This window comes from Nonomuraea zeae, from assembly GCF_005889725.1.
Taxonomy (GTDB): Bacteria; Actinomycetota; Actinomycetes; order Streptosporangiales; family Streptosporangiaceae; genus Nonomuraea; species Nonomuraea zeae.
In genome coordinates this window covers 46,033-56,864 of sequence record NZ_VCKX01000044.1, presented here as the reverse complement: position 1 = coordinate 56,864, position 10,832 = coordinate 46,033, and the positions used below count along the sequence as shown (strand labels likewise).

General features: G+C 70.6%; 16 protein-coding genes. 7 read left to right on the top strand and 9 right to left on the bottom strand.

Annotated elements, in window-relative coordinates:
• On the bottom strand, positions 1–601 hold a 601-nt coding region (locus ETD85_RS16860; protein WP_206058355.1), incomplete at its 3' end, for a GlxA family transcriptional regulator.
• 186 nt (positions 602–787) lie between these two features.
• On the opposite strand from ETD85_RS16860, the gene ETD85_RS16855 reads away from it, so the two are divergent.
• The 3 genes from ETD85_RS16855 to ETD85_RS16845 all read left to right on the top strand — a co-directional run bounded on the left by ETD85_RS16855 (position 788) and on the right by ETD85_RS16845 (position 2,248).
• Positions 788–1,477, top strand: coding sequence for a DJ-1/PfpI family protein (locus tag ETD85_RS16855; protein ID WP_138690656.1), 690 nt, complete (start codon positions 788–790; stop codon positions 1,475–1,477).
• A 31-nt stretch (positions 1,478–1,508) separates the two neighbouring features.
• On the top strand, positions 1,509–1,823 hold the full coding sequence (locus tag ETD85_RS16850) for a hypothetical protein (protein ID WP_138690655.1): 315 nt from the start codon (positions 1,509–1,511) through the stop codon (positions 1,821–1,823).
• 143 nt (positions 1,824–1,966) lie between these two features.
• Positions 1,967–2,248 carry a hypothetical protein gene (locus ETD85_RS16845; RefSeq protein WP_138690654.1) on the top strand — a complete coding sequence of 94 codons (282 nt, stop codon included), beginning with the start codon at positions 1,967–1,969 and terminating at the stop codon, positions 2,246–2,248.
• 49 nt (positions 2,249–2,297) lie between these two features.
• On the opposite strand, the gene ETD85_RS16840 is transcribed toward ETD85_RS16845, so the two are convergent.
• The 3 genes from ETD85_RS16840 to ETD85_RS16830 all read right to left on the bottom strand — a co-directional run bounded on the left by ETD85_RS16840 (position 2,298) and on the right by ETD85_RS16830 (position 4,397).
• Positions 2,298–2,666: a VOC family protein gene (locus tag ETD85_RS16840; RefSeq protein WP_138690653.1), complete on the bottom strand. Its 369-nt coding sequence runs from the start codon at positions 2,664–2,666 to the stop codon at positions 2,298–2,300.
• Between the two features lie 12 nt (positions 2,667–2,678).
• Positions 2,679–3,056 (bottom strand): VOC family protein, encoded by a 378-nt coding sequence (locus tag ETD85_RS16835; protein WP_138690652.1) that lies wholly within the window; start codon positions 3,054–3,056, stop codon positions 2,679–2,681.
• A gap of 216 nt (positions 3,057–3,272) precedes the next feature.
• Positions 3,273–4,397 carry a S1 family peptidase gene (locus ETD85_RS16830; RefSeq protein WP_138690651.1) on the bottom strand — a complete coding sequence of 375 codons (1,125 nt, stop codon included), beginning with the start codon at positions 4,395–4,397 and terminating at the stop codon, positions 3,273–3,275.
• A gap of 202 nt (positions 4,398–4,599) precedes the next feature.
• On the opposite strand from ETD85_RS16830, the gene ETD85_RS16825 reads away from it, so the two are divergent.
• Complete coding sequence (locus ETD85_RS16825) at positions 4,600–5,094, top strand: hypothetical protein (protein ID WP_138690650.1); 495 nt, start codon at positions 4,600–4,602, stop codon at positions 5,092–5,094.
• Between the two features lie 52 nt (positions 5,095–5,146).
• Here the strand turns inward: ETD85_RS16825 and ETD85_RS16820 are convergent, their stop codons facing one another.
• The 3 genes from ETD85_RS16820 to ETD85_RS16810 form a co-directional block, all read right to left on the bottom strand.
• Positions 5,147–6,322, bottom strand: a complete 1,176-nt coding sequence (locus ETD85_RS16820; RefSeq protein ID WP_138690649.1) for an MFS transporter — start codon at positions 6,320–6,322, stop codon at positions 5,147–5,149.
• Between the two features lie 113 nt (positions 6,323–6,435).
• Positions 6,436–6,927, bottom strand: a complete 492-nt coding sequence (locus tag ETD85_RS16815; protein WP_240779193.1) for a MarR family winged helix-turn-helix transcriptional regulator — start codon at positions 6,925–6,927, stop codon at positions 6,436–6,438.
• 16 nt (positions 6,928–6,943) lie between these two features.
• A complete protein-coding gene (locus tag ETD85_RS16810; RefSeq protein ID WP_206058354.1) occupies positions 6,944–7,276 on the bottom strand; it encodes a winged helix-turn-helix transcriptional regulator in 333 nt (110 codons plus the stop codon).
• A gap of 81 nt (positions 7,277–7,357) precedes the next feature.
• Here ETD85_RS16810 and ETD85_RS16805 point away from each other — a divergent pair, with 81 nt between their 5' ends.
• The gene (locus ETD85_RS16805; RefSeq protein WP_138690648.1) at positions 7,358–7,936 is read left to right on the top strand and encodes an NADPH-dependent FMN reductase; all 579 of its coding nucleotides are present in this window, start codon (positions 7,358–7,360) and stop codon (positions 7,934–7,936) included.
• A gap of 15 nt (positions 7,937–7,951) precedes the next feature.
• On the top strand, positions 7,952–9,232 hold the full coding sequence (locus tag ETD85_RS16800; RefSeq protein ID WP_240779192.1) for a TIGR04013 family B12-binding domain/radical SAM domain-containing protein: 1,281 nt from the start codon (positions 7,952–7,954) through the stop codon (positions 9,230–9,232).
• A 101-nt stretch (positions 9,233–9,333) separates the two neighbouring features.
• Here the strand turns inward: ETD85_RS16800 and ETD85_RS16795 are convergent, their stop codons facing one another.
• Positions 9,334–9,693, bottom strand: a complete 360-nt coding sequence (locus tag ETD85_RS16795) for a hypothetical protein (protein ID WP_138690646.1) — start codon at positions 9,691–9,693, stop codon at positions 9,334–9,336.
• Positions 9,694–9,764: 71 nt separating this feature from the next.
• Positions 9,765–10,274, bottom strand: coding sequence for a VOC family protein (locus tag ETD85_RS16790; protein WP_138690645.1), 510 nt, complete (start codon positions 10,272–10,274; stop codon positions 9,765–9,767).
• Between the two features lie 61 nt (positions 10,275–10,335).
• Here ETD85_RS16790 and ETD85_RS16785 point away from each other — a divergent pair, with 61 nt between their 5' ends.
• The gene (locus ETD85_RS16785; RefSeq protein WP_206058353.1) at positions 10,336–10,785 is read left to right on the top strand and encodes a MarR family winged helix-turn-helix transcriptional regulator; all 450 of its coding nucleotides are present in this window, start codon (positions 10,336–10,338) and stop codon (positions 10,783–10,785) included.
• Positions 10,786–10,832 lie beyond the last annotated feature (47 nt).

Here is a 10,832-nt window from a genome sequence, read left to right as displayed (position 1 = left end):
GGTCGGGGACGATGAACTGGGCCTGACCGCCTTCGCGTTCGAGCGGCATGACGGACAGGCGCGCGGCGTCGGCGGCGACGGCTGAGCCGTAGTCGCGGCGGATCAGGTGCAGGCACAGGTCCAGGCCCGCGGCGGCGCCGGCCGAGGTGAGGATCTGCCCGTTGTCCACGTACAGGACGTCCGCGTCCACTTCGATCTGCGGGTACATGGCGGCCAGGAGGCCGGCGGCGGCCCAGTGGGTGGTGGCTCGCAGGCCGTCCAGGAGGCCGGTGGCGGCCAGCGGGAAGGTGCCCGAGCAGATGGAGGCGATGCGGGTGCCGTTGCGGGCGGCGGCGCGCAGCGCGTCGCGGACGTCCGGCGCGAGCGGGACCAGCGCGGCGGTGCCGGGCACGATGATCGTGTCCGCGTCCGTGAGTCCGTCGAGGCCCCAGGGCGCGCGCAGGGTGAAGGCGCCGGCGTCGATCTCCGGCTGTTCGGCGCACACGCGGATCCGGTAGCCCGGGTGGCCGCCGGGGAGCCGGGTGCGGGTGAAGACCTCGATCGGCGTGGACAGGTCGAAGGGAATGACCTGGTCCAGCGCGAGGACGGCGACGGTGTGCATGGCCAGAAGATATCGCCTCGCCGGACGGCGGATCTGGGCCGAATCCGCAGCTGCCGCCGGTCAGCCGCCTTTTCCCAGGGTTGGCATTATCCCGTTGTAAGGTGTCGTTTTTGCCACTGGGAGGGCGGGACGGCAGCCCGTTACGTTCGAGCGGACCGGGCTTCCGACACGCGAAGGACTCCTTTCATGCACGCCCAGATCGTTTTGTTCGACGGCTTCGATCCGCTCGATGCCGTCGCGCCCTTCGAGGTGCTGTCCGCCGGCGGCACCGCGTCGCCGGGGGCGGTGACCGTGGAGCTGGTCTCCGCCGAAGGGCCGCGCGAGGTGGTCAGCGGCACCGGCGGGCTGGCACTGCGGGCCACGGCCGCGCTCGACCCCGGGCGTGCCGGGCTGGTCCTGGTCCCCGGTGCGGCGGGACGCATCGGGGAACCCGGCGAGACCCCTGACCACGACGCGGGGGACGAGCCGGGTCAGCCGGACGATTCCATCCCCGTGCTGCTGGGCCGTACGCTGGCGACCGAGTTGCCGGTGTTGCTCAAGGCCGCGATGGACAATCCCGAGGTGACGGTCAGCGCCGTGTGCGGCGGCTCGCTCGTCCTGGCCATGGCCGGCCTGCTGGAGGGACGCCATGCCACCACCCACCACCTGGGCCTGGACCTGCTCGACGCCACCGGCGTACACGCGGTGCCTGCCCGCGTCGTCGACGACGGTGACCTCGTCACGGGCGCCGGAGTCACCTCCGGGCTCGATCTGAGCCTGTACCTGCTGGAGCGCGAGGTGGGCCCGCGGATCGCGCACGCCGTCGAAGAGCTGTTCGCCTACGAGCGCCGCGGCACCGTCTGGCGGAACGTGGGCCCCGAGCCCGCCCGATTCTGACCCCTCCTCATCAGTCAGGAAGTACAGCAGCATGTCCGTCGAAGGCACCTGGGACCTGTCCATGTCCACCCCGATCGGCAGGATCAAGGCCGTGGCCGAGTTCCGGCGCGAGAACGGCGCCCTCATCGGGACCGCCCGTGGGGCCGGGGAAGAAGTACCGCTCGACAACGTCGCACTCGACGGCGACCGGCTCACGTGGAAGCAGGCCATCACCAAGCCCATGCGGCTGAACCTGGACTTCGCCGTGACGATCGACGGCGACACCCTGGCGGGAATCTCCAGGGCGGGCCGCCTGCCGGCGTCGAAGGTCACCGGCGAGCGCCGCCACGAGCCGGAATCACCCTGAGCACAGAGCCGCCGGCCGCCGATCTCTCCGTCGCGCGGCCGGCCGTCGTACGGCCGGCCAAGACCGTACTTCATCTCGGCGTACGAGGTGGCTCACTGGCCGGCCGCGAGTTGTACGGTGCGATGGAGGAGGGCGGAGGCCTTATGGCAGACGAGCAGATCACGACAATCGGCAGATGCTATCTCTGCAAGCGCACTTTCAGCTTCACCCCGGCGAGTGTCATGACGGTCATGATGGACCCCGAGACCAATATTCCGCTGGGCATGACGGTGTCGGGTAACTTCCGCGAGCCGACCTCGGAAGCCGCCGCCAGGGCGGTAGCGGAGCACGTTTGCCCCGACTGCGTGGACAGGGCGAAGGAGCTCAGCAAATCCCTGGACTCGCCTGCCCTCCCGTTCGACACGTGGCGGCGAGACAGTCCCTGATCGCGATTTTCCGAGGGCTTCGACGTCCGTGCGTCTCCGCGGTTCCGGGTTACTGCTGCAGGACCGACAGGACGTTTCCCGCAGGGTCCGTGAACCAGGCGATCAGCGGGCCGCCGCCGCGGAAGATGCCCCGCTCGTCCGCCGCCATGCCCTCGTACCGCTCGAACCGCACCCCGCGCCCCGCCAGCGCGTCCACCGTCTTCTCGATGTCCTCGACAGGGAAGTTGAGCACGGTGAACGTGGCCGGGGTGTGGTTGTCCTTCGGGTAGACCAGGATCGTGGTGCCGCCCGCTATGTGGAGCGTGAGCAGGCCGTGCTCCTCGGTGACCCGGAGCCCCAGGGTCTCGCCGTAGAACCGCTTCGCGGCCTCGATGTCGTCGACCGAGAAACCGCTGAACGCCTTCGTCTCGCTGAACATGGTTCCCCGATCTCACATGGCCTGGCGGTGGGCGTCGCTGAGCTGGATGATCTGTACGTAGTTGCCGTCCGGGTCGATCGCCGTGGCGAACAGGCTGCCGTCACGGTCCTCGATCTCCGCCAGCCATGAGACGCCCGCGCTCTCCATGCGGGCCGCCACGTCACGGGCGTCGGGGACGTCGAAGTTCAGTATCGTCCTGCCGGGCTCCGGATTCCTGCCTGTCACGTCCGCCCGCGTGTCGATGAACAGGTAGAAGTCGCCGAACTTGAGCACCCGGTAGCCGTTGACGTCGGCGCTCTCCTCGGGGTCGAGGGTGGCGGCGTACCAGTCGCGCAGGCGTTCGGGGTCGGTGCTGGCCAGTAGCAGGCTGCCCAGGACGGGTCGCTTCATCGCGAGCTCCTCAGTCGTCGAGTCGAGGTCGAGTGTCGAAGTCGCCGAGCCGTTGATGGCATCAGGGTCTCGGCGTGCTTTCAAGACGACAGACTCGGCGGCGGCGCGAAACTCATCGCCGCCGCCGCGAAAGGTGCCAGAAACCTGGATGAACCCCGAAAAGGCGCGCAGCGTGCCCGGCCGGTGGGCACGCTGCGCTGGCTGGGAAGAGCCTGGTCAGCCGGTGGTGAGCGTGAGGCCGTAGACGCTCAGGGCCTCATTGACCGGCTGGTGGTACGTCGTACCGCCGATCGAGCAGTTGCCCGAGCCGCCGGAGGTCGTGCCCTGGGCCTGGCTGCCCGAGATGAACGAGCCGCCGGAGTCGCCGGGCTCGGCGCACGCGCTGGTGCGGGTCAGGCCGGAGACGGTGCCCTGCGGGTACGTGACACTGGCGTTGTGCTGCCTGATGAGGCCGCAGCGCCAACCGGTGGTCGAACCGGAGCGGCAGATCGAAGCGCCGACCGCGGCCTGGGTGGAGCCGCGGACGGTCACGTTCGCGCCGCCGGAGCCGCGCACGTAGGGGGTGACGGTGTTGCCTGGAGCGGCGACCCAGGCGTAGTCGTTGCCGGGGAAGGACGAGCCCTGGAAGGTGCCCGTCGGGTTGGTGGTCCTGGAGCCGGCCCGGCCGCAGTGCCCGGCGGTGACGAAGCCGGGCGTGCTGCCTCTGGTGACGGAGAAGCCCACGCTGCACCGGCTGGAGCCGATGTAGAAGGCGGCGCCGCCGATGATGTTGATGAACGTCGTCGGCCGCTCGGCCGTGGCGGAGACGCTCACCGCGCTCCTGTCCACGCCCGCGGCGGCGGCGAGGGCTTCGGCGGCGGCCAGCGTGGGCGCCTGGACGGCGACGCTGTTGGTCGTGACGTCCACGAACCAGAGGGCGGCCGCGGCCCTGGCCCGCCTCGGGGCCTGGTCGAGCCGTTGCATGATCGAGTTGAGCTGGGTGAGCGAGCGCGTGACGACGACGGGCTGCGCGCCCTGCGCCTCGATGGCGGCCGTGGCCGCCGGGTCGGTGGTGGCGACCATGAGCTTGGAGGCGTCGTCGTTCAGCCAGGCGCCGCCGAACGACGTGCCGAGCTGGGCGGTCAGCGAGGTCTCCACGGCTGCGGCGCGTTCCTCGTTGGCCAGCCTGGTGACGACCTGCGACTCGGACAGGCCGAGGTCGCGTTCGAGGGCGTCGATCATGGCGGGTGGGGCGGGGGAGGCTGATTGAGGTGCCGGGTCAGCTGCTGCTGGGCTGAGGGGGGTGGCCAGGCAGGCGGCGAGGATGACGGCGCCTGTCAGCGCACAGCGTTTACTCAACATGTGCACTCCTCGGGTGGGGGTGCTGTCAAGTTAACGGCTGGTACGAATCCTGTTAGATACCAAAGAGCCCGTATTTCGGTGTTATGGCCGCTTTTTGGCTGCGGGCCGAATATGAAATTTCATGCCTTAAAGGTGAACGCCAGGGTAGGCCGGTAAGGTCCCGTTGCTGGAGGTGTTCTCTGTGCGTAATGGTGTTCGTCATATGATCGGCGCCGGAGTCGGGGTGCTGGCGGTTCCGTTGATCGGGACCGGGCTGGCCGTCGGCGACATCGAGCGCTTCTACCCGGCGCCGCAGGTCAGCGTCGACTGGATCGCGATGGCCGCGTACGCAGGAGCCCTGATGCTGATCGGCGTTCTGGCCGGGTCGAGAGTGTCGCCCGTGGCCTCGCTGCTGCCGGGGCTGGTCTTCGCCGGGCTCGGTGGAGCGGTGGGGGTGAGCATGGTCATGTACAACGACCCCAGGTTGTGGCGGGAGCTGGTGCCGCCCGACTACCTGCTGTACTACGAGCCGTTCCTGTACAGGTGGACTCTCGTGATCGGGCTCGTGCTGCTCGTCGCCTCGGTCTTCCCGTCGCGATGGCGGGCTCGGCCGGCGCGGTCCGCGCCGCCGCCCCCGGCCGAGGAGGAGGTTGCCGAGGAGGCGGCGGCGGATCCCGCCCCGCCGCCGCTCCCCAAGCGCATCCCGTCCCGCTACTGATCCCCGCTGCCCTCCCGTCCCGATACGGATTCCCCGAGCGCATCCCGTCCCGCTACTGATCCAGCTCTCGTGCTCGTTCCGTCCTGGTGCGGGGCGAGGGGCGGGCGATCACGAGGGCGATGAGCGCGTACGGCAGCACCAGGAGCGCGAACGTCGCCCCGTGCGAGGCGTACCCGGAGGCCGCCGCGTAGGCGGTGTAGACGGCGAGCGTGACCAGGTTCGTGCCCAGGCCGGCGACGGAGGTCACGGTGGCCCGGGCCGGGCCGCTGATCCGCTCCTGGAGCCGGGCGCCGGCCACCACGCCGGCCAGCTGGAACGCCCCGAAGGCCAGGGCGATCAGCAGGAACCCGGCCGGATGGCCGCTGAGCGCACCCGCCGCCATGGCGAGCGCCGCCAGCGCGACGGTGAGGGCGTACAGGCGGGCGGGCATCCGCTCGGCGACGCCCGACAGCAGGCCGCCCGCCGTGGCGCCGATCCAGACCAGCAGGACCAGCAGCGGGATGGTGGTCTTGGCCACGCCCGCCTCCGCACCCAGGAACGGGACGTACTCCTCCAGCGCTCCCCAGATCGCCGTCACGGCCGTGACCAGCAGCAACGCGTGCAGGACCCGGCGATCGGTGCGGGCCAGCGCGACTCCGGCGCGCAGGGTCGCCAGGTAGCCGCCGCCGGCGCCGGCGCCCGCCGGCCTGTGCTCGGGCAGCGTCAGCGCGAAGGCCGCGCACAGGACGCAGGCCAGTACGCTCGCCGCGCCCACGGCCAGGTAGCCGCCGGCCGCGAAGACCGGCACGGCCAGCCCGATCGCCGCCGCGTCGGCCACGAGGCTGATGGAGGTGGCCCGCCCCATGACGGTGGCGTAGCGGCCCGCCTGGCCGTGCCGCTCCAGCTCCTCGTACGCGAGGGCCTCGTACGCGCCGGAGACCAGTGCCCCCTCGGCGCCCCAGAGCACGAACCCCAAGGCGAACGCCCAGTAGGACGGGAACAGGATCCACAGCGCGAAGCCCAGACCGGCCAGAAGGGGCCCCAGGCACAGGATCAGCCGCCTGGAGACCGTGTCGGCCCAGGCACCCGACGGGACCTCCAGCACCATGCCCGTCACCGACCAGATGACGAACAGGGACGAGGTCTCCGCGACGGATAACCCGGCGTCGGTAAACAGCAGCGTATAAACCGGATAGAGCAGTATGAATTCGCCGAGAAATGCGTAAACGTACAGCTTTTTGACAAGCATGTGAGGCCTTCCGGGGGATGAGCAGGACTCCGAGTGCTTGCCGCCTCGGAGGCCCGCGCGTCCCGCGCCGGCCCCTGGTTATGCATCAATGTCGCCAGGTCATGCCGCGCATTCTAGTCGCCGCGCGCGAGGCTCTCACCGGGTTTTCCGTGCGCCTCGATGCGCTCGCGGAACGGCCGGCGTTCGAGGGCCGCCAGCGTGGCCCGCAGCACGTCGGCCAGGGGCACGGGCAGCTCGGCGTCCAGCTCGCGCACGGCTTGCTCCACCGCCGCCCACTCGGCCTCGATCACCGGCAGCGCCGCGCGGGCCGCGCCGGTGAGGTGGACGATGCGGTGGCGGGCGTCGGCGCCCTTCTCCATGGTGACCCAGCCGTGCCGGCGCATCTGGATCACGGTCTGGCTGGCCGCCGAGTGGGTCACGCCGATCGCCCTGGCGAGGTCGCGGATGGCCAGCGGGCCGTGCGCGACGAGCGTGCGCACGATGGGGGCGTAGCGCGGGCGGTAGTCGGGCAGGCCCAGCTCCGCGTACGTGCCGGCGTAGGCGTCCGCGATGGCGCCGTCCATCAGCTCGTGGACGTGGCGTAGCAGCGTCCCCAGTCCGGTCACGGGAACCAATGTAGGGCTACGCGGAGCGCGCCTCGGGCAGCGGGATCCACTTGTGCGCCCAGGTCACCAGCTCGTCCAGCACGGGACGCAGCTCCTGGCCCATCTCGGTCAGGTGGTATTCGACCCGCACCGGCGAGGTGGGCAGCACGCGGCGCTCGATGAGCCCGGCGGACTCCAGCTCGCGCAGGCGGCGGGCCAGCATCGTGTCGTTGATGCCGGGGATGGCCGCCTTGAGGTCGGCGTAGCGATGGGCGCCCTTGAAGATCATGTGGATCACGGCTCCTGACCACCGGGCGCCGATGAGCTCCAAAGCGGTGTGAAAGCGGACACAGACGGAAGAGACGCTCACGGGCCTGATCCTAGCATTTGCTCTGTAATGTGTAGTTACTCAATAATGTGGAGTATCTATCTTCCCAGCTGAGGAGCAGTCATGGACAAGCCCGTTCTGCAGATCGTCGTCGCCAGCACCCGTCCGGGCCGGTCGGGCCGGGCCGTGGCCGACTGGTTCCACGGCAAGGCCGTGGCCGCCGGCACCTTCGCGGTGGAGCTGGTCGATCTGGCCGAAGTCGAGCTGCCGTTCCTCGACGAGCCGCACCACCCCAGGCTCAGGCAGTACGTGAACGCGCACACCAAGGAGTGGAGCGCCACCGTGGAGCGGGGCGACGCCTTCGTGTTCGTGACGCCCGAGTACAACCACAGCTTCAACGCCGTGCTGAAGAACGCGCTGGACTACCTGCACCACGAGTGGCAGCACAAGGCGGCCGGGTTCGTCAGCTACGGCGGGGTGTCCGGCGGCACGCGCGCCGTGAACAGCCTGCGCCAGGTCGTCAGCACGCTGAAGATGGTGCCGGTGCTGGAGGGGGTCATCATCCCGTTCCTGCCACAGCTCCTGGACGAGTCCGGCGAGGTGCGGGCGAACGACGTGATGGACGCCGCCGCCGACGCCATGCTCGCCGAGCTGGCCAAGCTCACCGGGGCGCTGCGTCCCATGCGGCTGTCGGGGGCCTGAGCTACGCTGCCGGACGTGGCGCTGGCAGTGAGTGTGGTGGTCCGTTATCGCAAGGCGGTGACGTACGGCGTGCACGCCCTGCTCGCCGCCCTGGAGACCGCGGAGGTGGAGCACGAGCTGCGACTCGGCACCACGCCGGAGGAGACCGCCGGTCACATCGCCGGCAGCGCGGCTGACCGGGTGCTCGTCCTGTGGTCGTTCTACTCGCCCGACGCCGAGGCCATGGCGGCCGAGCTGGCCGTGGTCAGGTCGCTGAGCGGCGATCGCGGGCTGCACGTCGCGGGCGGGGTGCACGCCACGGCCGAGCCGCAGCAGGTCATCGACGCCGGCTGGGACCTGGCGGCGATCGGCGAGGGCGAGACCACGATCATCTCCCTGGTCAGGGCACTGCAGGAGGGCGAGCCGCTCACCTCGGTCCCGGGGCTGGCGGTCAAGGACGGCGACGGCGTGGCCCTGCGCACCAGGCCGGCGCCGCAGCTGCCGCTGGACGCGTTCCCCTCCTTCGTCGGCAGGAACGGGCCGATCGAGATCACCCGCGGCTGCCGCTACACCTGCCGCTTCTGCCAGACGCCGTTCATGTTCGGCGGCCAGTTCCGCCACCGCTCGGTCGCCAGCGTGCGCGAGCACGTGCGCGGCATGGTCGCAAGAGGGCTGCGCGACGTGCGGTTCATCACGCCGACCTCGCTCTCGTACGGCTCCCCAGGCCCGGAGCCGGACCTCGGCGCGGTGGAGGAGCTGCTGGCCGGGGTCAAGGAGGAGCTGCCGCCGCACGGCCGGGTGTTCTTCGGGAGCTTCCCCTCCGAGGTGCGCCCCGAGCATGTCACGCCGGAGGCGATGCGGCTGCTCAGGCGCTACGTCGCCAACGACAACCTGATCATCGGCGCCCAGTCGGGCTCCGACCGGGTGCTGGCCGCGTCGGGGCGCGGGCACGACACCTCACCGGTACGCGACGCCGTCAGGATCGCGGTCGAGCACGGCTTCCGGCCCAACGTCGACTTCATCTTCGGCATGCCGGGCGAGGACGAGACGGACCAGGCGGCCTCGCTCAGGCTGGCGGGCGATCTGGCGGACCTCGGCGCCCGGATCCACACCCACACGTTCATGCCGCTGCCCGGCACGCCGTGGCGGGACGCCGAGCCGGCGTTCATCCCGCTCGAGACGATGAGCGAGCTCGACAGGCTGGCGCAGCGCGGCGACGCCTACGGGCACTGGCGCAAGCAGGCCGAGCACGCCGCGCGACTGGCCGAGACGGCCAAGGCCTACCCCCGCCGGACCCGCCGCCGCCGCACCAGCTGACCCCGGACGTCCGGACGCCGGACAGCCGTCGTGGAGAGGTGGGGCCCGTCAGGAGGCACCGACCGGCCGAGCGAACCGGCCGAGCGGACCGGCCGCGGTCGTCAGGGCGCGCGGGACCCGGGCCCGCCGCCCTCGCCCTGGTCCTGGTCCTGGTCCTGGCCTCGACCCTCGCCTGGGTCCTCGTCCTCGTCGAGCCAGACGGACCCGTCCTCCCAGACCGGTCCCGCGCCGCGGTCCTCCCCGTCCAGCACCTGCATGACGCGCTCGAACGCGTCGCTGACGGGACGCAGCGCCTGGGTGAACGCATTGGCGAGCGGACCGAAGATCTCGGTCACCTCGGTCATGAAATCGGAACTCTTGTCCTCGGGAGGCGCCCAGCGCATGGCGTCGGCGCTCAGCGTCTCCCACTCGTCGACGATGCCGTCGATGGCGTCGAGCACGTGATCAGGATCGCTTGGCATGACCGCTCTCCGTGGAAGTCGGCCCGCGGGGTGGTCCACGGGTGAAAGAGCCGGATACCTCCCACGGTACTTCAGACCGGGATGGACACGCCCACGCCGCCGCGAGTCTGTGCGCCGAACCGTTCCTTGTCGGCGGCGAGGTCGAGCGGGCGGATGCTCGACCGTGCGGCCAGGATCTCGTCGGTGAGCAGCGAGGCCGGCACCAGCCACGACACCTCGAACTCCAGCCCGTCCGGGTCCTTCGCGTACAGCGCCTTGGTCGTGCCGTGGTCGGAGGCCCCGACCAGCGCGCCGAGATCGCTCAGCGTGGCCGAGACGCGCTCCAGCTCGTCGAGGGTGTCGACCTCCCACGCCAGGTGGTAGAGGCCGACCGAGGTGCGCCCGGCCGGTGAGGACGTCGCGTTCGCGCCGATCTCGAACAGGCCCAGGTCGTGATCGTTAGAGGAGCCGGGAGCCTGGAGGAAGGCGGCCCCCCGCATGCCCATGACGACCTCGAAGCCGAGGGCCTCGCGATAGAACGCGACGCTGCGTTCGACGTCGCGGACGTAGAGGACCGCGTGGTTGAGCCGCTGGACCGGCATGGTGTGCCCCTTTCAGCAGAGTCCGGGCCCAAGTATATGAGCGTTCAACTAAATTGGGAGAGTGACCAGATGGCTAGATGAGGACGAACAACGCACCTGGCGGAACTTCCTGGCCGCGACCCAGCTCATCGACGAGGCGCTCGACCGCCAGCTGCAGCGGGACGCGGGCATGCCGCACGCGTACTACATGATCCTGGTGGCGCTCTCGGAGGCCCCGGAGCGGTCGATGCGGATGAGCGAGCTCGCCGCCCGGGCCCGGAGCTCGCAGAGCCGTCTGTCCCACGCGGTCGCCCGCCTGGAGGAGCGCGGGTGGGTCCGCCGCGAGCGCTGCCCCGCCGACCGCCGCGGCAACTTCGCCGTGCTCACGGACGACGGATTCGCCACGCTCGCCACCGCCGCGCCCGGCCACGTCGAGGAGGTACGGCGGAGCCTGTTCGACGCGCTCACCCCCGAGCAGGTGCGCCGGCTCGACGAGATTTGCTCCGCGGTCCGGAACACGCTGGAGGGGTAGCGCGCGAACTGTCGCCCCCAGGCCGTACCGTTCTCCGGGTACCCGAA

Excerpts from the sequence above, each read along its gene's own strand:
- ETD85_RS16845 (WP_138690654.1), top strand. The coding sequence starts at position 1,967 with ATGGCAGACGAGCAGATCACGACAATCGGCAGATGCTATCTCTGCAAG.
- ETD85_RS16830 (WP_138690651.1), bottom strand. The coding sequence starts at position 4,397 with ATGTTGAGTAAACGCTGTGCGCTGACAGGCGCCGTCATCCTCGCCGCC.
- ETD85_RS16840 (WP_138690653.1), bottom strand. The coding sequence starts at position 2,666 with ATGTTCAGCGAGACGAAGGCGTTCAGCGGTTTCTCGGTCGACGACATC.
- ETD85_RS16790 (WP_138690645.1), bottom strand. The coding sequence starts at position 10,274 with ATGCCGGTCCAGCGGCTCAACCACGCGGTCCTCTACGTCCGCGACGTC.
- ETD85_RS16795 (WP_138690646.1), bottom strand. The coding sequence starts at position 9,693 with ATGCCAAGCGATCCTGATCACGTGCTCGACGCCATCGACGGCATCGTC.
- ETD85_RS16850 (WP_138690655.1), top strand. The coding sequence starts at position 1,509 with ATGTCCGTCGAAGGCACCTGGGACCTGTCCATGTCCACCCCGATCGGC.
- ETD85_RS16805 (WP_138690648.1), top strand. The coding sequence starts at position 7,358 with ATGGACAAGCCCGTTCTGCAGATCGTCGTCGCCAGCACCCGTCCGGGC.
- ETD85_RS16825 (WP_138690650.1), top strand. The coding sequence starts at position 4,600 with ATGATCGGCGCCGGAGTCGGGGTGCTGGCGGTTCCGTTGATCGGGACC.
- ETD85_RS16855 (WP_138690656.1), top strand. The coding sequence starts at position 788 with ATGCACGCCCAGATCGTTTTGTTCGACGGCTTCGATCCGCTCGATGCC.
- ETD85_RS16820 (WP_138690649.1), bottom strand. The coding sequence starts at position 6,322 with ATGCTTGTCAAAAAGCTGTACGTTTACGCATTTCTCGGCGAATTCATA.
- ETD85_RS16835 (WP_138690652.1), bottom strand. The coding sequence starts at position 3,056 with ATGAAGCGACCCGTCCTGGGCAGCCTGCTACTGGCCAGCACCGACCCC.